This window comes from Zooshikella harenae, from assembly GCF_018837975.1.
Classification (GTDB): Bacteria; Pseudomonadota; Gammaproteobacteria; order Pseudomonadales; family Zooshikellaceae; genus Zooshikella; species Zooshikella harenae.
On the sequence record NZ_JAGSOY010000003.1, the window covers coordinates 111,095 to 135,964 of the forward strand.

At 40.5% G+C, this 24,870-nt stretch carries 17 protein-coding genes; 13 read left to right on the forward strand and 4 right to left on the reverse strand.

All coding sequences use genetic code 11. The features are described 5' to 3' along the window. Positions 1-161: 161 nt before the first annotated feature. Both KCG35_RS02355 and KCG35_RS02360 read right to left on the reverse strand, forming a co-directional pair. Positions 162-1,547, reverse strand: a complete 1,386-nt coding sequence (locus tag KCG35_RS02355) for an adenylate/guanylate cyclase domain-containing protein (RefSeq protein ID WP_230408951.1) — start codon at positions 1,545-1,547, stop codon at positions 162-164. Positions 1,548-1,806: 259 nt separating this feature from the next. After that, positions 1,807-2,529 carry an endonuclease V gene (locus KCG35_RS02360; protein ID WP_215818057.1) on the reverse strand — a complete coding sequence of 241 codons (723 nt, stop codon included), beginning with the start codon at positions 2,527-2,529 and terminating at the stop codon, positions 1,807-1,809. Between the two features lie 161 nt (positions 2,530-2,690). On the opposite strand from KCG35_RS02360, the gene KCG35_RS02365 reads away from it, so the two are divergent. The 4 genes from KCG35_RS02365 to prsT all read left to right on the forward strand — a co-directional run bounded on the left by KCG35_RS02365 (position 2,691) and on the right by prsT (position 10,343). Beyond that, positions 2,691-3,332, forward strand: a complete 642-nt coding sequence (locus KCG35_RS02365; protein ID WP_230408962.1) for a nitroreductase family protein — start codon at positions 2,691-2,693, stop codon at positions 3,330-3,332. Positions 3,333-4,099: 767 nt separating this feature from the next. Then, positions 4,100-6,205 (forward strand): XrtA/PEP-CTERM system histidine kinase PrsK, encoded by a 2,106-nt coding sequence (prsK, locus tag KCG35_RS02370; RefSeq protein WP_215818058.1) that lies wholly within the window; start codon positions 4,100-4,102, stop codon positions 6,203-6,205. Further along, on the forward strand, positions 6,193-7,548 hold the full coding sequence (gene prsR / locus KCG35_RS02375) for a PEP-CTERM-box response regulator transcription factor (protein WP_215818059.1): 1,356 nt from the start codon (positions 6,193-6,195) through the stop codon (positions 7,546-7,548). The genes prsK and prsR overlap by 13 nt, the downstream gene beginning before the upstream one ends. Positions 7,549-7,580: 32 nt before the next feature. Beyond that, positions 7,581-10,343, forward strand: coding sequence for an XrtA/PEP-CTERM system TPR-repeat protein PrsT (gene prsT, locus KCG35_RS02380; RefSeq protein WP_215818060.1), 2,763 nt, complete (start codon positions 7,581-7,583; stop codon positions 10,341-10,343). Positions 10,344-10,608: 265 nt separating this feature from the next. Here the strand turns inward: prsT and KCG35_RS02385 are convergent, their stop codons facing one another. Both KCG35_RS02385 and KCG35_RS02390 read right to left on the reverse strand, forming a co-directional pair. Beyond that, positions 10,609-11,475 carry a ThiF family adenylyltransferase gene (locus KCG35_RS02385; protein WP_215818061.1) on the reverse strand — a complete coding sequence of 289 codons (867 nt, stop codon included), beginning with the start codon at positions 11,473-11,475 and terminating at the stop codon, positions 10,609-10,611. Then, entirely contained in the window at positions 11,462-12,268 is an 807-nt protein-coding gene (locus tag KCG35_RS02390) for a PEP-CTERM/exosortase system-associated acyltransferase (RefSeq protein ID WP_215818062.1), read from the reverse strand. Before KCG35_RS02390 ends, KCG35_RS02385 begins: the two co-directional genes overlap by 14 nt. A 355-nt stretch (positions 12,269-12,623) precedes the next feature. On the opposite strand from KCG35_RS02390, the gene KCG35_RS02395 reads away from it, so the two are divergent. From KCG35_RS02395 to wecB, 9 genes are all read left to right on the forward strand, one after another. After that, the gene (locus KCG35_RS02395; RefSeq protein ID WP_215818063.1) at positions 12,624-13,442 is read left to right on the forward strand and encodes an outer membrane lipoprotein-sorting protein; all 819 of its coding nucleotides are present in this window, start codon (positions 12,624-12,626) and stop codon (positions 13,440-13,442) included. Between the two features lie 7 nt (positions 13,443-13,449). Continuing rightward, positions 13,450-15,633, forward strand: a complete 2,184-nt coding sequence (locus KCG35_RS02400) for an SPOR domain-containing protein (RefSeq protein ID WP_215818064.1) — start codon at positions 13,450-13,452, stop codon at positions 15,631-15,633. Further along, positions 15,633-17,885, forward strand: a complete 2,253-nt coding sequence (locus tag KCG35_RS02405; RefSeq protein ID WP_215818065.1) for an efflux RND transporter permease subunit — start codon at positions 15,633-15,635, stop codon at positions 17,883-17,885. The genes KCG35_RS02400 and KCG35_RS02405 overlap by 1 nt, the downstream gene beginning before the upstream one ends. A 162-nt stretch (positions 17,886-18,047) precedes the next feature. Further along, complete coding sequence (locus KCG35_RS02410; protein ID WP_215818066.1) at positions 18,048-18,677, forward strand: XrtA/PEP-CTERM system exopolysaccharide export protein; 630 nt, start codon at positions 18,048-18,050, stop codon at positions 18,675-18,677. A 25-nt stretch (positions 18,678-18,702) separates the two neighbouring features. Next, positions 18,703-20,259, forward strand: coding sequence for an XrtA system polysaccharide chain length determinant (locus KCG35_RS02415; RefSeq protein WP_215818067.1), 1,557 nt, complete (start codon positions 18,703-18,705; stop codon positions 20,257-20,259). A gap of 11 nt (positions 20,260-20,270) precedes the next feature. Continuing rightward, positions 20,271-21,149 carry an XrtA-associated tyrosine autokinase gene (locus KCG35_RS02420; protein WP_215818068.1) on the forward strand — a complete coding sequence of 293 codons (879 nt, stop codon included), beginning with the start codon at positions 20,271-20,273 and terminating at the stop codon, positions 21,147-21,149. Continuing rightward, complete coding sequence (locus KCG35_RS02425; protein WP_215818069.1) at positions 21,130-22,644, forward strand: TIGR03016 family PEP-CTERM system-associated outer membrane protein; 1,515 nt, start codon at positions 21,130-21,132, stop codon at positions 22,642-22,644. Before KCG35_RS02420 ends, KCG35_RS02425 begins: the two co-directional genes overlap by 20 nt. 12 nt (positions 22,645-22,656) lie before the next feature. After that, the gene (locus KCG35_RS02430; protein ID WP_215818070.1) at positions 22,657-23,712 is read left to right on the forward strand and encodes an XrtA/PEP-CTERM system-associated ATPase; all 1,056 of its coding nucleotides are present in this window, start codon (positions 22,657-22,659) and stop codon (positions 23,710-23,712) included. 4 nt (positions 23,713-23,716) lie between these two features. Further along, the gene (wecB, locus tag KCG35_RS02435; protein WP_255561859.1) at positions 23,717-24,847 is read left to right on the forward strand and encodes a non-hydrolyzing UDP-N-acetylglucosamine 2-epimerase; all 1,131 of its coding nucleotides are present in this window, start codon (positions 23,717-23,719) and stop codon (positions 24,845-24,847) included. The last annotated feature ends 23 nt before the right edge of the window (positions 24,848-24,870 follow it).

The window sequence follows — 24,870 nt, forward strand, 5'->3', positions numbered from 1 at the left end:
AGAGGTAAGCGTTGCGTATAAACTTACCTCAATATATGCTGATTATTGGAATAGTGAGTAGATGTTTTAAAATACTTTCCAAAAGGTGTCGCAGTGTTTGATGGAATATTGATCGGTTGAATAAATAGTTAATAAAAGTTGAACGAGTTAATTAATAAGCCTTAAATAATAACCTGGTCGCGCAATGTTTGTGCTGCTTTTTCAAGCGACTTGATGATTTTTTCTTTATCGTAGCGTTCAACATTTGCTGTATCTAAGTACATGGAAAAACCTTGTATTTCATGCTCAATAAAACTTTGTCGTGCCCCCAAGTCTCTTCGGAAGTCAACAACCTGATAAATAGGAACTGGGCGACTAAAACCTTTGACTGAAATTTTTCCTTTATCACGGCACATGATGACGTCTTTGATCATGGAGTAAGTTTCGTAAGCAATAAGGATTTCATTTGGTTCAGCACTACTTTCCAAGCGACTGGCTAAGTTAACTTCCTTACCGATCAGGGTATAGTCCATTCGGGACTCAGCACCGAAGTTACCTACGGTACAGTACCCAGTATTTATCCCCATGCGAATTTCGAGTGGTTTGCGCACGCCTTGACTGCGCCATTGTTGGCGGAGCACTTTCATATGCTTGCGCATGGCAATTGCCATTGATACAGCCGCAATGGCATCTTTTTTAGCTCCTTGGCTTTTGGGGTCACCAAAAAACACCATCATGCTATCACCCACAAATTTATCAATGGTGCCACCAAAGCGCAGTGCGATTTTGGACATTTCGGTGAGATAATTATTCAATAAATCTGTGAGTGCTTCTGCTTCCATTTCCTCTGATAATTCAGTAAATCCTTTAATATCAGAAAAGAATATAGAGAGCTTTTTACGCTGGGTTTCTAGGCGAATATCACGTTTACCTGAGAAAATAAGATGGTGTAATTGAGGAGAGATGTACTTGCGAAGGTTGTTCGCAATGATCATGTTTTTTTCTTTAAGTAGCTTTACTTCTTCCTGAGCATGACTGTACTCAACAGCTAACGAATAAAAATAGTAAGCCACATACAGTATGTAAACGCCACCACTAATACCACTACTAATAATCACTAGAATAGGCGGCGCAGAAGCTAGCATACTGCCACCGAATAAATAACCCACCATGGCACTGGCTATTAAGAAGAGATTGCTGGTTGCCAACAACCGTGTTCCAGCAAAGATTAAAGTGCTGAACTCAAGCATGATGATGAAGATTACGGTTGAGGCAACTGAAAAGCCAATCAGTCCAATCAACAAGCCACAGTGGACCGCATCAAAGTAGTGTAAAACCCGCCTTGTGGTGAAGTTATGTTTTACTACAAAGTGTCTGGAAATGAGATAGCTAATATGAGGGTATATTAGTGCATAGATAAGCAACCACAGGGTATTATGCGCCAGATGGTTGGTATAGGAGGCGGCTGCGATCATCACTGCTGCGGCTAAATAAGCCAGTATGCGAATGTTATAGTCGCGAATAGCAGGACTTTGACTCAGAGTGGTACTACTGATCCTTTTCTGCATGGTAATTAAACTGCACTTATACTGCGAGCTGACTATAAATCACTAATTGATTTGCCTGACTTACAAAATCATTGAATCACTATGGATTCAGATTAGCTCTTAAGTTGTTCCCTGCAACACCTTTACACAAACCTAATGATGGCAAACAGTAAGTTTAAAGCAGGAATATACAAGCTGGGTAGGCAAAAACCGGAAATTTTACGGGACTTTATCATAAAGTATTAATGCTCGCTCATTTTATTTTCCTGACTGGTAAGTTTTAGGCTGACTGTTGTATAGCTGTTGCAGCTGATGTATCAGATGGTTGCTTGGTTAACACAAGACCAAACGGTTGAGGACAATACAATGCCGATAAGCGGGCATTATCGATAGTTTCAGGGATGCACAGTAGGGTGTACTTCAATGCGGTTTTAAGGTCAATACGGTGACCAATTGAAATATAAACTGGGGGTAACGGACTACACACCCGAAGGAGTGCACTGTGGTATAAGTTATCTGTCTTTAAAGGGAACCATGCCCCACGGTTTTTACCTAACCGCTGGCTTATCTCGCCAGGAGGTGCTGAACGGATACCAAATGTTGGTGTGTTCGTGAGTAAGCCAATGTGACTGGCAATGCCAAAGCGGGTTGGTGGGATCAATCCTCGTCCATCACAGATGATTAGGTCTGGTGTTCTTTGTAGCTGCTGCAATGTTTTAACGATCAAGGGTGCTTTGCAGAATGAAAAGACGTTAGGTGCCAGAGGGTCTGACAGCTTTTCTGAAAGCACATATTGCTCAACAATTTTCAGGTCTGGCAATGACAACAGTGAGACTTTAGCACTACCACAACCATTATGTTGGTTGTAGGCAAACTGAGCCCGAGCGATAAAACGAACAGTACGAACTTGATTGTCCGTTACTATCCATTCCCGCAGATATTTTTGAATAGCCTCCGCTTGTGGTTGTGTCACTTGCCAGGGATGGAGTTGATGTATTTTCATGCAGTGCTTGCTTAATTCACACTATCAATATTATTTATGTCACAAAACTGACTAATCCTAGCTTGAGTCTAGAAGGAATGGAAGTCGATTTAAACTAAAAAAATCGATAGACTGCCATGCAAATGAAAATAAATCTCATTTAGTAGGTGTTTATTTCAGTGATGAAGCCTAACGTTATTACCTTTAGGCGAGTTGCTGTTGTTCTTAAGAGCCACTATGAAGCAATGTTGATTGGAACAATTATGGATACACTGACAGCACTACATACACGCGTTTCTTTTCCCCGTCTGAGTGAACCTGCACCCAGTGAAGCCCAGTTAGAGGCTATATATCAAGCAGCTTTACGTGCACCAGACCATGCGATGCTGAGACCCTGGCGCTTTTTAACAATCACAGGAGAGCAACGGAGTCAGTTAGGTCAGCTTTTAGTGGAAGCAGCTAAACTAGCAAGCCCACAATTAACAGATGCAGAAGAAAATAAGCTGCTACAAGCACCCTTGCGTGCCCCTTTGTTAGTGGCTGTTATTTGCTCTCCACGCTTTCATGAAAAAGTACCAGAATTGGAGCAGCTGTTATCAACGGCAGCGGCAGTACAAAATATGTTACTTGCAGCCCATGCACTTGGCGTAGGTGCTATGTGGCGAACAGGGCTGATTAGCTACCATGAACATGTGAAACAAGGTTTAGGGTTGAGGAACACCGAGAAGCTGTTGGGCTTTATCTATATGGGACAACCACTAGGACAGCCCAAGCCAATACAGCCCCTTGATACCAAGGACTATTTTCAACCCTGGCAAGGTTAATCTCGTTTAGACTGGGCAGCAGACTTTGTCGAGTACCTATTTGTAAACAGAAAGTGTGCTGCTTTAGCTAAAAGGGTTGATTGGAAGAGTTGAAGTGATTAAGTAATTACTCACCCATAAATGACTAACATCCTCAAACTTATTTTGTATATAAATAATGAACTGTCAAAATAATATACAATCCACTTGAGAAAGCCCTCATTCCCGTCTATTAGTTTTTAAATGAATCTTCTTGATTGAATCTTTATGGTTGCTGCTTGATCGATTTCAAGAATATGGTTGGTTACTTAGTCAAATGAGTTTCGTGAGGTGTTTTTGCGATCATTAGTGTGATTAGTGTCTCATGAAAAGGCTCTATTCTTTCGACGTTATCTTATGGCCTTCACAGAAATAGCGAATGTGAATTGTTAAACTTGTCGTTATTACTAGGCCTAATAATGAAGTAGTAACCTAATTATTTTCATTAATGCTTTAACTAAGTGAAGTGTTAATAAAACTGTGTATGGATTTGGCCTGTAATCAGTGTCTATTTTCCTGCCTATTTGCATCGACATCATTAGCATTTATTAGATGAGGTGTATGTTCAACGCCCTTTAAGCAGGAAGGTTGGTCTTGCTTATTAAGGTTGCAATGAGAACTTAGCAGTGCGCGACACAAGGTTGATTCAACATCGGCGCTTTATTTCAAACGTAGTAAATAAATTTGGCTCCAGTGACGGATTATTACTGGGACTTAATAAGGATGGCATAATCAGCTAGGTATCTTTGATGGATTATCTGGGTCTGTTTAGTTACAGCGTGACTGCACTGGCTTATTTTGTACTAAGTCTGTTGTTATGCACCAGTTTACGTGGACGATCATTAGGGGGCTTGTTACTTGTTGCCACAACTGCAACGACTATCTGGGCAATTACAGTTGTTTGGGTAAACTGGCATGAACGTTGGTTTTTAGTCGATAGTTTACCCATTGAACTACTTCGTAGCTTTGTTTGGTTGTGGTTTCTCAGTAGGTTATTTGCGTTTACGGAATTACAGAGCCGAAAACTGTTTCGTTATGGCAAGTCAGTTGTTCTTTGTGCTGGCTTGATATTGTTCTGCTATGAACTCAGTCCTGAGATACAGCTTTGGAGCCAGATGCATAGCCAGGCTAATTGGCGAATTATTGGTCATCTTGGCATATCAATTGTTGGGCTGTTCTTACTTGAGCAGCTTTATCGGAATACTCAAGTATCCAAGCGTTGGGCTGTTAAGCATATTTACCTTGGCCTGGCGGCTACCTTTGCGTTTGATTTTATTCTGTATGCTGAAGCCCTTTTATATAGCCATATTAACCTAGCATTATGGAATGCTAGAGGGTGGCTTTTGGCCTTTGTTGTACCTTTGATTGGTTTATCTTCAGCGCGTAATCCGAACTGGGCGTTGGAAGTATTTGTTTCTCGCCGGATTATTTACAGTACTTCCGTCTTGGTTATTACCGGGCTTTATTTACTGCTCATGGCCATAGCCGGGTTCTATATTCGTGACTTTGGTGGGCAGTGGAGTGAAGTTATACTTGCTGTATTCATAGCACTTGCTACGGTAAGTTTGTTAGTCCTGCTTTTATCCGCTCAAGTACGTTCTAAATTTAAGGTCTTAGTTAATAAGCATTTTTTTCACTTTAAATATGACTACCGTGATGAGTGGTTGCGGTTGAATAATGCACTTGTCTCCAATGAGCCTGCAGAGCCCTTACAACAACGTTGTATTCGGGTTATGGCGGATACGGTTGATAGCCCGGCAGGTGTATTGTGGCAAAAAAATCGTAAAGGTATTTATCGCGCTGTGTTTGCTTGGAATTTACCTCTTCCTGAGGATTGTTGTGAAACGCTCCAAGGGGAATTAATTCCTTTCTTATTACACAAGCGCTGGGTAATAAATAAACAAGAATATGATGACAATAAGTCACTTTATGATGGCATTGTATTACCTGATTGGTTTACCCAGCAAAGTGCACATTGGTTAATTGTGCCTCTTATTAATCATGATGACCTTTATGGCTTTATTGTACTTTGTCAGCCGCGGGCCCCTCGAACCGTTAACTGGGAAGATCATGATCTATTGAAGATGATTGGTTATCAACTAACCAATTATTTGGCTTTGGTGGATGCCAGTGAAGAGTTAGCCAGTGCACGACAGTTTGAGGCTTATAACCGGCTTTCAGCCTTTATCGTGCATGACTTGAAGAATCTTGTAGCACAACTGTCGTTAATTGTGACGAATGCAGATAAACACAAACGTAACCCTGAATTTATTGATGATGCCATTGATACATTATCGAATGCTGTAGCCAAAATGAATCGTTTGTTGGAGCAATTAAGGAAAGGCAAAGTGTCGGGTTCTGCAAAAGCATTGGCTGATCTTAATGACCTGGCGGCAGCTGCTGTCAAGCAGCAGTCTAACAATCAACCCGTTATTACGCTTGAGCCTGCTAACCAACCACTTACAGTTGTTATTGATGGAGAAAAAATGGTCTCAGTATTGGGACATTTATTGCAGAATGCGCAAGATGCTACAGAAAATACAGGGTGGATTAAGTTGCGACTGACGCAAGATCAACATGAAGCAGTCATTTCGATTGCAGATAATGGCTGTGGTATGGACCAGACATTTATTCGAGATCGTCTTTTTAAACCATTTGATACCACAAAGGGCAATGCAGGAATGGGTATTGGGGTATTTGATAGTAAAGCTTTTATCGAAGGTCTAAATGGTTCTATGAGTGTCACCAGTGTGCCAGGAGAGGGTACAGAGTTTACGTTGCGGCTACCCCTTCACCTTGATCAACGGGAAGTAGGTACAAAAAATATGGAGGATGAACAAGCATGTCAGGTTTGAAAAAAACCTTACTTATTGTGGAAGATGACACCGGCCTTCAGAAACAGCTTAAATGGTGTTTTGAGCAATATGAAACCATTATCTGTGGTGATCGAAATGAAGCAATAAAGCACTTGCGTAGAGCAGAGCCGCAAGTCATAACAGTGGATTTGGGATTGCCTCCTGATCCTGCCAATGCCAGCGAAGGTTTAAAAACGGTTGAGGATATTTTAGCCTTATCACCGACAACAAAGGTGATCGTTGTTACAGGTAATGATGACCGGGAAAATGCTATTAAATCGATTGCTCTAGGGGCTTATGACTTTTATCAAAAACCAATAGATACTGATGTATTGGGGATGATCATTGAGCGTGCTTTTCATCTACATGAGTTAGAAACTGAAAATCGTATTTTGGCAGCACGTGAAGGACATGAAGCACTACAAGGTATTATTGCTTGTAGTCAAAGTATGCAAAAAATTATTCGCAGTATTGAAAAAATTGCGCCAACAGATGTCACAGTGTTATTACTGGGGGAAAGTGGTACAGGTAAAGAGGTTTTAGCCAGAGCGCTGCATAATATGAGTGAGCGTAAGGATAAGCCTTTTGTGGCTGTTAACTGTGCGGCTATCCCAGAAAATTTACTTGAAAGTGAACTGTTTGGTTATGAAAAAGGTGCATTTACCGGCGCGGTTAAACAAACTAAAGGTAAAATAGAGTATGCCGTAGGTGGTACATTCTTTTTAGATGAGGTGGGTGATTTACCTATGGCCTTGCAGGCTAAGTTGCTTCGTTTTTTACAGGAACGGGTGATTGAGCGTGTTGGTGGCAGAGAGGAAATACCTGTTGATGTTCGTGTAATTTGTGCGACTCACCAGGATTTACCCATACTGATTGAAGAAGGACGTTTTAGAGAAGACTTATACTATCGTATTAGTGAAATAACACTGAAAATTCCACCGTTACGCGAGCGTGAAGGGGATGCAATTATCCTTGCGCGAATGTTATTGCAAAAGTATTGTGAACAGCACAAGCGTAATTTGAAAGGGTTCACGAATGACGCACTTGATGCGCTTGCCAGTTATCGGTGGCCTGGCAATATACGAGAATTAGAAAACAGATTGAAACGTGCAGTGGTTATGGCTGATGGCAAACTGCTTACGCGTGAAGATTTGGAACTAGAAGATATTGAAGTTGAGAATTTTCCATTTAACTTGAAAGAAGTCAGAGAAAAAGCAGAGAAAGAAGTGATCAATCGAGCCATTGGGTACACCAATAATAACATTTCTAAAGCTGCCGATTTATTAGGTGTCACTCGGCCAACACTTTACTCGCTGATGCACAAGTATGGAATTATGGAATAACTGTTGTACCTATAAAGAAGGATAGCTGTGTAATGCAAACATTCAATAGGATCAGATTATCACTTTGTTCACTTTGTTTAGGTGTTACGTTGCCCTTAAGTGGACTTGCTGCCGATTACTTGAAAGATGCACAACAGTATTATAACGAGGGTGAGTATAAATCAGCAGAAATACAGCTGAAAAATTTACTCAAAGAGAACCCTGAAGATGCAAAAGCACGAGCATTACTTGGTCGCGCTTATTTAAAACAAGGCAATTTGCCTTCTGCGGTAAAAGAGTTTGAACGTGCTAAAAAATTAGGCGGACTTGAGCTGGAAGACAAGTTAAGCTTAGCGGAACTCTATCTATTGCAACGGCGTTTTACTGAAGCAATCACGTTAGTCGACCTTGAAGCTATTGATGCAGAACATCAACCTGATGGTTTGCTGATTCATGGCTATGCCTACATGGGGCAAGGGATGTATGCGGATGCGCGTGAAGCATTTGAAAAAGCACTTAAAAGTAAAGACTTACCTTCAGCACATTTAGGCTTGGCAAAAGTTGATTTCAGAGAAGGTAATATTGACGATGCGAGCAAACGTCTTGAGAAATTACTTAAAAAAGAGGCTGAAAACCCTGATGCCCTTATATTAAGAGCACAAATAGCTACACGGCAAGAGCGTTATGCTGATGCCATCACTGATTTGGATACTGTGCTCAAATTAGCGCCTGAAAATTATAATGCACTCATAAAAAGAGCTGATGCTTATGCGCTTTCTAACACGTTAGATAAAGCCAAAGCAGATCTGGATGTTGTTCTTGAAAAAGTGCCTGAGCACCCTGAGGCAAACTTTACGCTCACTAAAGTGTATCTTAAGCAAGGGGAGTATGAAAAAGCACGGGAAGCAGGTGAAAAAGTACTTCGGCTTCGCCAGCAATTTGTGCCTGTGATGTATTTATTAGGTATTGCACATTATGGATTAGGTAACTATCAACAAGCGTTGGAACAACTTGAGCAATATACTAATTATATTAAGGGTAATGATGGTGCAAATATTTTATTAGCACAGGTTTTGGTCAAACAGAAAAATTATCAAGGTGCAATTACATTACTTGAAAAGTTAGCCGCTAAAGATGGTAAGCATCAAGCACGTGTTTATGCGTTGCTGGGTAATGCTTACATGAAAACTAAAGATTATGCGAAAGCTACGCATTATTTAGATAAAGCACTGGAACTCGAACCTAATATTGCACGATTGCAAGCTCAGGTTGCAGTTGGTCACTTATTTTCAGGTGATACGAAAAGTGCAATTAAAGAGTTAAAAGAGTTGTCTGCAAAGGCTGAAGAACCGAATGATGCTGACTTGTTATTGGTTCGTACCTATATTCAGGAGAAAAAATATAAAGAAGCAGAAAGCCTTGTAACCAAGCGTATAAAACAGTGGCCAGATAACCCGATGTACCATAACCTGCAGGGATTATTACATCAGGTGCAGGGAAGCTTTGATGAAGCTAAAGCGGGTTTTGAACAGGCGCTGGAAAAAGATAAGAAGTATATTCCTGCATTGATGGGCTTAGCAGGCCTAAGTTATACACAGGGCAATCAAGATGCAGCTAAAGACTATTATCAACAGGCAATAGCGATTAACGAAAAATATCTGCCTGCCTATTTTGCTTTAAGTGCAGTTGCGTCATCAGCCAAAGATAAAAAGGCAGCCATTGAGTGGTTGGAGAAGGCACACAAGGCAAATGATAAAGATTTACGTACTCAAATCATGCTGGCTGATGCTTATTTAAATTACAAGCAACTGGATGATGCTAAACGAGTCACTCGTCGTTTGGCTGATGATCATGGTGATCAGCTTGCGGTGATTGAGCTGCAAACACGTGTTGCTCGTGCCGCTAATGATGACACTAACACCCAGTATTTACTGGAAAAACTGGTAACCTTATCGCCAGATAATAAAGGTTATATCAATCAGTTGATGCAATATCACTTACAAAAAGGGGATAAAAAAGCGGCATTAAATGTATTAGATGCTGCATTACGTCGCCAGCCTACAGATAAACAACTGATACTGACGAAAATGCGTTTATTGAACCAGCAAAAACGGTTTGATGAGGCATTAGTCATCGCTAAAGAAATTGTTGCACGTGAAAAAGATAGTCCAACAGCAAATATTTTGTTGGCCAGTGCCTATTTAAATGCTAAGCAAGATGATAAAGCGAAAGAAATCTATCAGCCGATGCTGAATGATTTAGCTGAAGTTGGTATGGTTTCTCGGCTTTATGCTTTCTTTAATAGTCATGGCATGAAAAAAGAGGTAGAGAAACTGTTTGCTGATAGCCTCAAAAAATGGCCAAATAATGGTGCCATCCGCCGTTTATATGCACAGCACTTGCACAGTAATGGCAATGTAAATGATGCTATAAAACAGTATGAAGAAGTGTTGAAAAAGGAACCTAATGATGTCACTTCTCTCAATAATTTAGCGTGGTTCTATCTGGATAAAGAACAAGATAAAGCGCTGAAATATGCTGAGAAAGCACATAAAGCGATGCCCAATAGTCCAGAAGTCACGGATACTTATGGTTGGGTTTTATTAAATAATAACCAGCATAAAAAGGCACTTGAGCTTTTAGCGGGTGCAGCGAAAGCGGCGCCTAATAATTTTGACATTCGCTATCATTATGCTGTCGCTTTAGCGAAAACAGGTAAAAAAGAGCAAGCTAAAAAAGAACTGAAGCTTGTACTGAGTTCAAAACGCTCCTTTTCTGAAAAGAAAGCGGCTGAGGAACTGTTTTCAGAGCTTTAACGTTATCTAAAAACGAAGCTAATAGTAAAAGTCACGTCGTTCTGGCGTGGCTTTTTTTATTGTTTTTTGTAAATTATTTTTTGAATGTTGCTGGTTGTGGATTGAAAAAAATTACTATGGAGGAGGTATACCCATAACGAAGGGTTTTTAAGGGAGGCCGTCAAGCGATGAAGCCCCCGGAGCTTATATTAATAAGTGACTGGAGTGAAGAGCGTAGACAACAAACCCTAAAAATGATTCGTTATGGGTATATTTAAGATAAAATCTACTGTGTTAATAATCGTTTAGCAAGTGAAAACATTAATTTTTGCAAAGGGTTTTTATAGCCGCCAGGGCGATAGGTTTTACGTAACTTATTTAAATAGGCATCAAAGTGTAGACCCCAAGGTGCACAGTGTAGCGGTCCACGGTTAAGTAGTACTTTTAGAGCCTGTGTTGCTGCAAACCCTGCACAAAGTTCGCAGGCAATCACCGTTGAGGGGCCTTTTTGGCCTTGTAAGTCGACTCGAGTAGGGTCCGCTAAATAGTGACGTTGTAACATGGCGGGGGATAATCCAATAAGAAAGCGAAGCGCTTGTTCTTCCTCAGGACATTCATGTAGTCCGAAATAATCAGCAAATGACATTTTCCCGGGTAGAAAAATGAGTAACGCAGTCCCCATACCAAGTGGAGCGGCGGTTATGGTTGGAATGTTATGTTGATAACAGTAAGCAAAAACATGCTGGCGAATATCAAATGCAAAATAATCCAGTGCATCAACATATAAATCAACATCAGCTAAGAAATTAATTAAATTATTTTCATTGATGCCCTGATTAAATACTTGAATATCAAGCTCTGGGTTAATACCAAGTGCCATACTTGCCAGGGTTTCTGCTTTACCCTGTCCAATGGTACTCATACGAGCACCAGCTTGACGATTAAAGTTTTCCAAACCAAATGAATCAAAATCAGCAATGTTAAATTTGCCTATACCTAAACGCGTTAAGGTGAGTAAGTGGGAGCCTCCAACACCTCCCATCCCCGCAATAGCAATTTTGGTTTGGTGGAGCTGTGATTGCTCGGTAAGGGTTACCCAACCAATATTGCGGGAAAAAGCTGTGTGATAGTCAAAGGTATTATTTTGATCCATATAAATGGTTATGTGTAATTTCTTCTTGGTGAGATAAGTTATGTACTGAAAGTTCAGGACTGAATTGTTCCCGTAGCTCTTCGTAGATGACGGTATATAAGGCATGTAAAACTGGAGGAAGGCTATCGAATAATGCTTGATCGTTAATATAATAAGGGGCTCGTATACCGTGATAATCGACTGCAGGACCTATTTGTTGAAACATAATACCTTGGTAGTTCATGTGTTTTGCCAAACGAGGCTCCATCATCGCAAAAACATGGCGGATGTTATTTAACATAGCCATCGCCGCACCAGTTAGATATAAGGCGACAGCTAATTGCGGGAAATTGCGTCGCTCATTTTCTTGGAAACTACTTTTAGTTGGAGGAGCGCCTGAGGGTGTTTTCGAATCTGTGTTACGTCGTCTGAACTGAGAACGTACGGCGAGACGGGAAATCTCGCCAAATGTGCCACGTTCCATTTTACTGATATCAATAACATCTTTATCAATCGCGTTACTACAGTGCTTTTCTATAGGCAGTTTGGCAAACCGATTGGATAGGGGAGGAACGACCAAGCGAACACACCCACAAAAGCTCTGAGAGCCTTTATGGGAGATCAGGCCGTGTTGTGCATAATAATCAAACTCATCAATTTCCATGAAGTTACCAGGATCATCCTCAAACTTCATTTCTTTACAGTAAACGTCGTAGCGAATGCGGTGGGCTTCAACCACTAAGCTATGTGTTGCCGCTAATACAGGACGGAAATACTGCCGAAAGTGCTGACCTAACTCATCTGCTGACATCATAAACAGCTATCCTGTGACTACTTTTGCTTCTTTATTAAGGTTTATTAAAAGTTTATGTTTCAGCAAACTATTGATGGATATTCTTTGAATTATTTTGAAATAAAAAAATATTATTTATTAAGAACTGATTTTTCTTTGTGGAATGAGTGTTTGATGGGATTGTTTTTCTTGGGGCTAATTGGTTGTGAATAAGATATAAGCAGTATGTTTGTTAATTTTAATGAGTGATTATACTTTTCTTGAATGATTTTTATAAACTCACCTTTTGATATAAAGTATATAGTGTCTATTTAGCTACACATTATGGGTAAAGAATCTATACTTTTTTCGTAGGCATATTTACCTGGATTTTTTTATGAAGTTCATAAGTTGTTTAGCATTATTAGTTTGTACAGTTACCACAAGTGTTGTTTATGGAGCATCAAGTAACGATGCTTTGCAATTGGCAAAACAGCTGTACGATAGACCTGATGGTAAGGATCGTGCAAGCTTTGGTTATATGGTATTAACTGAGGCAGGTCATAAACCTAGGGTAAGAGCACTCTATTCATATGGTAAAGATAAAAGCTACTATGATATTTGGTCTTTAATTCGTTTTACTTCACCAAAAGATATTGAAGGCACAGGGCTATTAACCCGAGATGAAAAAAATACAGACAGTCAACAATGGGTGTTTTTGCCTGCATTAAAGCGTGTTCGGAAGATTGCTTCAAGTCGAAAAGGTGGACGTTTTGTAGGTTCTGATTTGTTCTATGAGGATCTACAAAATCGTATTTATACCAAAGATAATCATAAAATCTTGGGTAAAGAAGTAATTAATAAGCTGCCAACAATTATTTTGGAAAGTATACCTAAAAATGCGCGTGATTCTGTGTATAGCAAACGACTTAGTTGGATTCACCGGCCCTCTCTTACAGCCCTTCGAATTGATTACTATCAAGGTGGAAGTCAGCCTATAAAGCGGCTTATCGTCAATAAACTGGCCAAAAAACAAGGGTATTGGACTATTATGGAGTCTGTGGTAAAAGACTTAAAGTCCGGTCACAGTACGATGATGCGTATAAAAAATATTGCGTATGACCAAAATTTACCTGATTCCTTATTTACAACTCAAACGCTGGAAGACCCTGCCAAGGAAGTTGCCTTTAGACCATCATCGATAACGAAAAAATAATGTTTTTATGTTGTTGATTAAAACATGCCAAATTCTTTTAGGTTGTACTGTTTTTTTGGCTGGGGGATTGCTCTGGGCTGAAGTTACATTACCACCTTATCGCGTCTTTTTAAATGAGGAAGAGGCGCTGGCTGAAGTTGAAAAGGTACGTGCAGGAGGTGTGCGTGGGCATATCACAACGCAGCGGATGAAACGTGTGCAAACACAATTATTTATTGGACCTTATTATAATAAACGTAGTGCTCGACGTCATGCTGAAAAACTACAGCAACAAGGCATGCCAGCCATAGTAACATTTGATTTTTCATCAAGTCAGTTTTTAATTCGAGTCGGTGTTTATACTGATCAGCAGCGTTTGGAAGCTTATACTTCGCAGTTGCATCGGCTAGGATACTCAAATCAAGTTCAACAACAGAAGACGTATTTTCAAACATTATATGTTGTAAAGCTGCATTCCCCCAAACCACAAACGTCCACAACTAAAATAGCTGGTATTAATGAGCAATCGCCTATTGATGAGGTCATAACAAACCCTGCGGAAATATCAGATGATATTTCAGAAATCGCTACGCCACCCATTTCAGAAGAAATAACTCAGGTGTCTTTGGAAGAGGAAAAAGCAGGATTAAGTGTTTCTCCTGAAGCGGCTGATGTTGCGGTGGCAGGTGAAGAGCAGATTATTATTGAGGAACAGACGACTGAATCAGCGTTAATCGTTGATACTACAGGTGAAGATGAAATTGTTATCGAAGGCGATGAGGAAATTATCGTTAACATTGATGATGATTCGAGTGATTCTATAATGGCCAATGAAGACAGTCAGGAAATCATAATCACTGATGAACTTGGTGCAGCTGAGGATGAAGTGATTGATGTGACTGATAGTGATATGGAGATTGTACTTGATCAGGAAACGCTAGCTGATTTAGACATTGAAGCACCTAGTGCTTTTGATCCAAGTTTAAAGCTGGAAGTTTCTGGTGGGCGGTTGCCTCGTTCGAAGTCATTATCAGATTATTATTTTTATAGTTTGGCACTCGCTAGCCTTCAATATCAATGGTCAAATCAATGGGAGTTTAAAACTGGCTTACGAGCAGATGTAAGTAAACAGGAAGATATTACACGTTCTGATGTCACATTGGATTATGGCGAAAACTACATTCGCTACAGAACAGACCGCTATCGGTTTACTTTGGGGTCACAAATTGTGCTGTGGGGGATTGCGGATGAAGTTGCCCCTACTGATCAAGTGAGTGTACAAGATTTAACCCAGGGTATCGTGCCTCGCTGGCAGGATCGTCATCGTGCTTACCCAATGGTTCGTTGGGAGTACTTTAAGGGAGATAGTAAGTGGGACATGTTGTGGATGCCTTGGTTTAGGCCTGCAGAGCTTCCTGATGATGAGCACATTTGGGCTGTTATGAATAAGGCCAGAGGTACCGTCTTTGGGTTTGCCCCTGATCCTGTGCAGCAGGTACTTGTTCAAGAAGGTCATATTCACCGAGAAAAATCCGGCTCTGGTGGCGCGGGTGTACGCTTTAGCCAAAAAGCTGAAGGTTTTGACTACTCACTCACTGCTCAGCGTATTCGTCGTTCTTTTCCTTATTACCAATTGGCAGAGCCGGTTCGACAGTCATTGTTAATAAATCCCTTTGATCCTTATTCTGCCATCGCAGAAAGTGAGGATACCTGGCTGGAAATACATCCTTATACCTGGGTTGTAGGTGGGGATATTGCATTTATTTATAAAGATATCACTTGGCGTTTTGAGGGGGGCTATTCTTCTGATCGACCTGCCACTGAACTTGATTTAAGCGTAAATAATTATCCCAGCTACGATTGGGTGTTTAGTGGCGAATTCTATCCAGGAGATGGTGATGACCGGCTGAACTTACAGTTGGTCGGTAGCTATTTGGATACTGATGATAAGCTTATTGATCGTAAGCGGTTATATTATCTTAATGGACAGTATGAAGGTCTTTATGCCAACAACCGGTGGCGTTGGCGAATGCGCTTTAATCATGGACTAAATTTGCATGATGATTTTATTTCATCAGAGTTGGCCTTTTTAGGCTGGGAACCCCATGAGTTTTATTGGGCAGCCTATCTTTTTGAGGGTAGCCCTCGAAGTTATGGAGGGTACTATAAGGATAATACCCTTGTTAACTTTGGTTGGCGGGGTGAATTCTGATGAGTGTGCGTCGTTGGGCGCAGTTTAGTCTTCTATTGTTAGTGTTATTTAATTTTGTCCCCCCGTTATTTCTGCTTAAACTTTCTGTTAACAATGCCCCTGAGCAGTACTTACCAGCGAGTCAACCTAGTGTTCAATTTAGCCATGAGCTACGGGAAAACTTTCCTGAAGATCAGGTGATGGTGGTGCTATTTGAGGGAAAACAGCTTACCTCGGATGCTTTTATTAAAGCGTTAGAAGAGGTGGTAAAGACGGTTAAAGCACACCCTTTGATTGATAGAGTTATTTCTGTAACATCTGTTGATCATATCGCTGGTACTGCTGATGGCTTTGAAGTACTGCCACTAATGGACTCACAACGGTTGTTGTCTGTTCCTGTTGAACAACGAATGACGTATATGTTGGCAGACTCTTTTGCTCGAGGTGCTTTGGTGGCAGAGTCGAAGGATGCTTTAGCGATGATTGTGAGGCCAATCAAGCTGAAAGATACTCGGCAGCGTATTGAGATGATGGATGTCGTTCAACAAACAGTATCACATTATCCTGTCCTTATGTCAGCTAAGCAATCAGTCGCAGGACCTATTCCCCTTGAGGTTTATCAGTTACGTTCTATGGTACGGGACACTATGTTATTTGTGCCCACTACCATGGGGATAGGCTTATTACTCATTTACTTATTGTTTCGGCGTTGGCTTGCGGTTGTTATTTCTGCATTGGTTATGGGGGCTGTTGTAAACTTCACGCTGCTTCTATTTTTAATCTTTCAGTATCCTTATACGCTGATTGCAAGTATGGTTCCTTCGCTGCTTTCTGCATTAATCATTGCAGTGTTGATGCACTTTTTTAATGGATTACGTATTGCTGCAGGCTATGGCAATTCTGGACAACAAAGAGTACGACAAGCGTTACATGAAATTCGAAAACCTGCGTTATTTACTGTGATTACCACAGCCGCAGGCTTGTCTTCCCTTGGCTTAAGTCCTATACCCCCCATTACCTTTTTTGGCATTTTTGCGGCGATTGGTCTGGTCTGGGGGTTTATTATTGTTATTTTTATGTTACCTCCCATTTTTATAGAATATGACACGCACGCTTGGCCTTCTCAACATGGTTTAATGCGCTTTTTACGTCAACTGGTTATGGCTTTTGCGCGTCTTTCCATTCGAAGAGCAGGATGGGTGATAGCAACATTTATTATCATTATGGCGCTAGGTTTTCCATTTTTATGGGATGTAAAGGTTGAAACCAATTTATTAAAATTTTTTGCCGAAGATCATCCGATCACTGTTGCAACAGAGCGAGTTGAAAACAAGCTGTCGGGAGTGACACCTTTAGAAGTGGTATTTGATGGAGCTAAAAGAGATGCAATAAAAAAAGTTGAGTTTTTACAACAGTTAGCCAGCGTTCAAAAGATCATTGAAGCGTTACCTGAAGTGGATAAAGTGCAGTCAGTGGTTGACTTTATTCAACAGATGCACTGGGGGTTTAATGAGGAAAAGCCAGAGTTTTTGGTGATTCCTGATTCACAGGCACTGATAAATCAGTACTTACTTCTATATGATGGCAATGATTTATATGAAATTGTGAACCGGGAGTTTGACCGCACCCGTGTGCTGCTTAATTTGAATGTTCATAGTTCGGGTAATATTCGTCGTGTAGTTAATAAGGTTGAAGAGATTATGCGACAGCATATGTCTGATGACTATCAATGGACAATCAGTGGTTATGGAAAACTATTTGAAGACCAGGAAGTATTACTTATAGATGGACAATTTTATAGCTTAATTGGTGCGCTGCTACTGATTATGCTGATGATGGCTATATTGTGGAAAACCTGGTATGCCACAGGTTTAACCTTATTATTAAACGCTTCTCCTGCGCTTATCATGTTTATTGTGATGGGAATGACACAGTTGTGGCTAGATATGGCCACTGCGATGATTGCAAGCGTGGTGGTAGGGATTGCGGTGGATGATACTATACACCTTTATTATGGTTATCAGCGTCGTCGTCAAGCAGGGATAGGTAAGGTTTTAGCAATTTATCGTAGCTATCAATATTCTGGTAGTGCTGTTTTTGTCACAACCATTATTTTGAGCTTTCAATTTTTAGTACTAACGTTTTCTTATTTCCAGCCAACCATTCATTTTGGTTTTTTGACGGCTGTAGGTCTAATTACTGCGTTATTTTTTGACCTACTGCTCATGCCTGCACTTCTTATTATGACAGAATACACTAAACACTGGCATTGAAGTTGTTAACGACTATAGTTATTTAGTGTTCCTTCTTAGCTAATGTGTTATGCCGCATGAAATTTTAGTGAATATGCATTAATTCACGGATTTTGGCGTGCATAATAATGAGTTTTGAATACAATGTGTTCACCTTGTCCCACTGGTATGGAGCTTAACTAAATGGTCAAGGATGTAAAAGCAGCGGTTTTTTTATCTATGCTGGCGATGGCTGGCTGCGCATCCCATGATTATCCACCGTTACCGACATCAGCCGTACAAATTCCTGTAACGACTGATCCGGCCACTTACAACTATCGTATTGGCCCTGGCGACCAACTGGATATTTTTGTTTGGCGTAATCCTGACTTGTCTACTGAGGTTCAAGTCAGACCTGATGGAAAAATAACAACACCCCTGGTAGAAGATATATCTGTAAGTGGTAAAACACCTGCTTCAGTTGCTCGTGAGCTGGAACAGGAATTATCAAAGTATATACGTGATCCTATAGTCACTATTCTGGTTAAGGGATTTGTTGGTCCTTATAGTGAGCAAGTGCGTATTGTTGGCGAAGCTTCTTCACCTCAAGCAATTGCTTATCGCGAAAACATGACACTTCTGGATGTTATGATTGCAGTTGGTGGTCTTACCGAGTTTGCTGATGGTAATAAAGCAACATTAATTCGTGTTGTAGAAGGTAAGCACAAGCAATATAACATTAAGCTAGAAAAGTTGATTAAAGATGGAGAGATTACGGCCAATGCAGATGTTTTACCTGGTGACGTTATCATCATCCCTGAAGCAATCTTTTGATAAAGCGTAAGACAGGAAGTCAGCTATGCAAGACATTATTGGTTTGGTTATCTTTTATCTCAGGGAAGTATGGTTACGACGATGGATTGTTTTGCTTATAGCTGCCGTAATTTGCGTTATAGGCTGGGCAGCTGTGTTTATGTTGCCAGATCAGTATCGGGCAACAGCAAGGTTTTATGTTGATACACAAACCTTGTTAAAACCTTTACTACGAGGTTTGACTGTTCAAACGAATATGGATAACCAGGTCAACTTGATGGTAAGGACTTTGTTAAGTCGTCCAAACACCAAAAAAATTGCTGAGATGGCTGACCTGGACTTTGATCTGGATGAGACAAACCCAGAAGCACTGGACTTATTAGTTGATCGTTTGCGTAAAGAGATAGAAATTAAAGGATCGCAACGAGAGAATGTTTACTCCATAGAGTATCAGAGTTCAGACCAATTATCTGCTAAGCGAGTTGTTCAGGCTGTACTAGATGTGCTTAAAGAGGGCTCGTTAGGTGAAACGCGTGAAGAGTCTATCAAAGCACAAAAATTCATAGATCAGCAGATTCGTGAATATGAGCAGCGCTTAGTGGAAGGTGAAAACCGTCTTAAAGATTTTAAACGTAAGTATGCCGGTATGATGCCTTCATCTGAAGGTGACTACTTTCAACGTTTGGAAACTGCGAAATCACAATATGAGTCCGCTAAGCTTGAACTGGAAGAATTGAAAAATAAGCTGGATTCCTTACAAAAGCAGTTAAAAGGTGAAGAGCCTGGATTTGGCATGGGCAGTAACAGTCGTGCGCTTGGGTTTGTGTCAAGTTATGATGCTCGCATTGATAACTTAGAAGCACAGCTTGATAACCTGTTGTTAAAATATACTGCTCAGCATCCTGATGTTGCTGCTGCCCGAGAGCAATTAGCCATGCTGAAAAGTAAACGTGCTAGTGAAATTGCAGCACTTAAGCAGAAGAGAGCAGGTTCTGATAATACACCCTTAGAAGGTAATCGTGTTTACCAGCAGTTAAAAATTCAGGTGTCTGAAATAGAAGCAGATGTGTCTGCTAAGCAAGTTCGAGTTGACTCTTATAAAGAAAAGGTTGATGAGTTGAACAAGCTGGTAAATACCATACCTGAAATTGAAGCTGAGTTGATTGCTCTTAACAGAGACTATCAAGTAACAAAACGTAAGTATGAAGATTTGTTATCGCGTCGTGAATCTGCTCAGATATCACGAAAAGCATCTCAGTCTACAGATGATGTCCAGTTTAAAGAAATAGATCCTCCTCATGTTCCTGCTGAACCATCAGGGCCTAACAGACCACTGTTGTCTTCAGCTATTTTTGTTCTCGCATTGGGACTGAGTGCAGGGTTTACTATTTTTATTGCCATGCTTGGGCCAACATTCACCAATAAAAAAATATTGGCTGATGTAACTGGGTTACCAGTGCTGGGTAGTGTGACCTACTTAGTAAGTGAAGGTGAGCAACGTGTTTATCGCAATCACACCATTATGTATATGGGGTTGTGGGTGGCACTTGTTGTAAGCTTTGTGCTTGTACTGGTTCTACAAATGAACATCTTGTCTAGTTAAGGGCGGATGGTATGGACACCATACAGAAAGCGTTAGAAAAACATCAGCAAAAGTTTCAAGAAGAGTATAGTGAAACGTTAAAAAAGCAAGAGGGTGACGCAAGCGATCAGCAGCGTGATCCTTTTGATAATACGCCAGAAGATGATCCTTCTGTTAAAAAAACGACGTATAAAGAAATTGAAATTTCTTTCGATCACTTGGCATTGCAAGGTTATATCTTACCTAATGAAGATCGTTCATTAATTAAAGAGCAATTTCGGCAAATTAAGCGCCCATTGCTTAATAAAGCATTTGGTCGAGAAGATGAACAAATAAAAAATGGTAATCTAATCATGGTTACCAGTAGTACTCCGGCTGAAGGCAAAACGTTTAATGCGATTAATCTGGCATTAAGTATTGCATTGGAGCGGGACCGAAATGTCGTGCTGGTTGATGCCGATGTGATAAATCCATCACTAAATCAAGCATTGAGTGTAACGACAGATGTTGGATTGTTGGATTATCTGAATAATGAAGTTAATGATGTTGCAGATATTCTTTATAAGACAAATATTGAAAACTTGAATATCATTCCTGCAGGGACTGCTCACCATCTAACAAATGAATTACTGGCTAGTGACAGTATGTCAAATTTGATGACTGAAATGGCCAGCCGCTATTCTGATCGAGTGATTATTCTCGATGCGCCTCCTTTGCTTCATACAACAGAAGCTCCTATCTTAGCTACTTTGGCGGGTCAAATTGTGATGGTAGTTAAAGAAGGAGTAACTAAACAACAGACTGTGAAGGATGCACTTTCACTTTTAGATCCATCAATGAATATAGGGCTAGTTCTTAATAAAAGTAGGCAGAAACAAGATGGGAATTATTATGGGTACTATGGAACATAAGTCCCATAACCTAGTCCGTTATAGATGTGTTTTTACAGTTTCTCTGGTTGTTACGCTCTCTACTTCAATGTCTGTATTTGGGGCACAGTGGACTATTCAGCCTACTGTTACAGTTCAGGATACTTATTCAGACAATATTGATTTATCCAATGATAACGAGGAGAGTGATCAAGTCCTGGAAATAAGGCCATCTGTGCGGGTTGTTGGTGATGGCAGTCGATTAAAGCTTAATTTTGATTATGCATTGCAAAGTTTGCATTATTTAGAAAATACAAACTCAGATGAAACACGACATCAAATGTCTGGTTTTTTACAGTCTGAGCTGTTAGAAAATCATTTATTTTTTGATGCGCGTAGTTCAATTTCTCAACAGCTTAAAAATGAAAGTCGTGGTGGTTCAAGTGACAATATCAGCGGCTCTAGCAATATTGACGATGTTTATACATACGAGTTGAGTCCTTATTGGGTTCAACGAATTGGTGATGTGGCTCAAGCCCAGCTTCGCTATACGTTTAACTCTGTTGAATATGATGACTCGGGGGACACAAGTAGCTCAAGTGATAGTACACAGAGTGGTGTTTCTGCTGTTATTGCTAGTCAGCCTTCGCAAAAAAGAGTCTTTTGGTCTTTAAATTATGATTACTCGAGTACTGACTACAAAACCGAGAATGATACAGAGTTAATGAGTTATTCAGGCACACTAGGGTATCGGTGGACACGAAAGATTAGTAGTTATTTAACTTTGGGCTATGAAAGCCAAGATAATGATATTGAAAGTGTTCGTCATGACACGGATGGAACATTTTGGATTTTAGGTGGTGACTGGCAACCAAGTGCATTAACGTCCATATCTGCTTCATTTGGTGAGCGTTATTATGGAAATACCTATGGATTTAGAGCTAGTCACAGGCGGAAGCGCTCCCTTTTTGTGCTCAGCTACAATGAGTCTCAACAAAGTACGCGAGACCAGCTGTTGCTAGATGAAGGGGTTTTCATCTGTAAACAGGGAACGCGTGATGCCAGTGAATGTCGTGAGCGTAATCCAGGTGAGCAGCCAGGACCTGATGAAGAAGTGAGAGATCTTGCACAAAACCCAGTATCTTCACTGACAGATGATTACTTTATTAATAAGGTTGGACGACTTGACTGGATTTATACGCGAGGCAAAAGTCAGTTTACACTTGGCGGTTATCAACAGCGGCGTCAGTATCAGAGCCGCGATATTGATGAAGATACTAAAGGTGTGAACTTTGATTGGCAGTGGACATTAAATAGGCGAACAACAGCCAATTTTGGTGTTGACTGGTCTGAGTCTCATTTTGACACAGATGACTCAGATAATGATACCATTGGCGCATCCATAGGATTACATAGGCGATTAAGTCGTGATCTTGATGGTTCAATTCGATTTTCTTCGACTCATCGGTCAAGTAATGTTGATGAAAATGAGTATACAGAAAATCGTATAAGCGTGAGTGTTAGGAAAACATTCTAAATTGGCAGCACGATGTACGAATCATTTTATAACCTATCAGGGAAGCCTTTCCAGTTAAGCCCAGATCCTCGGTTCTTCTTCAGTAGCCGAGGACACAGTCGGGCGATGTCTTATTTACGTTATGGATTAGGTCAAGGAGAAGGCTTCATTATTATTACTGGGGATATTGGTACGGGTAAAACCACGCTTATTCGCAATTTATTTTCGGAATTAGATCAAAGCCGAATAATTGCTGCCAATATTGTCACAACAACGCTTGAGGCAGATGACTTATTAAAGATGATCTCATCAGCCTTTAATTTACCCTATGAGGGTATGAGTAAGGCTGCATTATTACGACAGTTTGAAGACTTTTTACGGGAGTGTGGACGTTTAGGAAAACGAGTTTTACTCGTTGTTGATGAAGCGCAGAATTTACCCAAATCTTCTGTTGAAGAACTTCGAATGCTCTCCAACTTTCAAGTTAACAACCAGCCTCTATTGCAAAGCTTTTTGTTAGGGCAGCAGGAGTTTAGGAAAACTATTCAGTCGCCAGGTATGGAGCAGTTACGGCAGCGTGTTATTGCCTCCTGTCATTTAAGTGGCTTAGATGAAAAAGAAACAGAGGCTTATATTCTTCATCGATTGAAGTATGTGGGTTGGGATAATGATCCTGTTCTCCCTGAAGAAAGTTTCCATGAAATTTTTCAAGCAACAAATGGCGTGCCTCGAAGAATCAATGTGTTTTGTGATCGGCTTTTGTTGTTTGGATATCTTGAAGAGTTACATGAGTTATCACCTGATATTGTTAAATCGGTTGCAGCGGAAATGCAGCAGGACATTACTCCTGATGAGCCAGATCAGGAGACGGTGAAGCAAATACAACAGGAAGCGCATGGTTTATTGCAAGCAACAGGGCAAATACTGCAGTCTGCACCTTCTGAGTTACAGGCAGGGCGTCCTATGCGGATGCCCACAATTTCCGACAATAATATTCAAAATATTCGTTATACCATTGAGTCATTGGAAATTGCGATAGCCAGCCGGTTAAATACGTTAAAACAATTAGTTAATAACCTCGAAAAATAAATTTATGGTAACTCAACAGCCAGTCAAAACCCTTATCTGTGTGGTTGGGGCAAGACCCAACTTTATGAAAATTGCACCTGTTATTCGTGCATTGCGGGAACATAGCAACTCACTAAATGTTGTGCTTATTCATACAGGACAGCATTATGATGAGACTATGAAAACTCAGTTCTTTGAACAGCTAGGCATTCCAGAACCTGATAAAGATTTGGAAGTGGGGGCTGGCAGCCAAACAGAGCAAACAGCAGAAATCATGAAACGCTTTGAGCGTGAAGTTGATGAATACCATCCTGTTGCAGTGCTTGTAGTTGGTGACGTTACTTCAACACTGGCTACAGCGTTAGTAGCGGCAAAAAAGCACATTCCTGTCATTCATGTTGAAGCGGGATTACGCAGCCGTGACCGACAAATGCCAGAAGAAATTAATCGAGTGTTAACAGACCAGTTATCTGACCGGCTGTATATTACAGAACGTAGTGCAGAACAAAATTTGCAGGCAGAAGGTATTTCATCTGATCGGGTGGTTTTTGTGGGCAATGTGATGATCGATACTTTACATCATAACCTTCCCCATGCTGTGAAGCCTCAGCAGACAGTTCCTGATAATAAGTGGTCTGTCATTGAACAAGTTGGTCAGTTTTGTTTATTGACCTTACATAGACCTTCAAATGTAGATCATCCAGAAATACTAGGTAAGTTGTTGGATGCAGTGGGTGTAATTGCACAACAAATTCCAGTGGTATTTCCAGTGCACCCAAGGACCAAAGGTAAAATTGAGGCATTTGGTTTTACAGAAAAGCTACAACGTCCTGGTATTATTTGTTTAGAGCCTTTGGGCTACTTACAAATGTTAGGCATGATGGCTCATGCAAAACTGGTGATGACTGACTCAGGAGGGGTACAGGAAGAAACCACCGCGTTAGGTGTGCCTTGTATCACGCTAAGAGAAAATACTGAACGTCCAATTACAATCACAGAAGGCACTAATACAATTGTTGGTAGAGATACTGAAAAATTGAAGCTGTTGGTGAGTGAAATACTTGGTTCAGGTGGTAAACAAGGAAGAATTCCTGAATATTGGGACGGTAAGGCTGCTGAGCGTATTGCAGCTGATTTAATTGATTGGTTGATGTGATCTCTGATCATTAAACTCTCTGA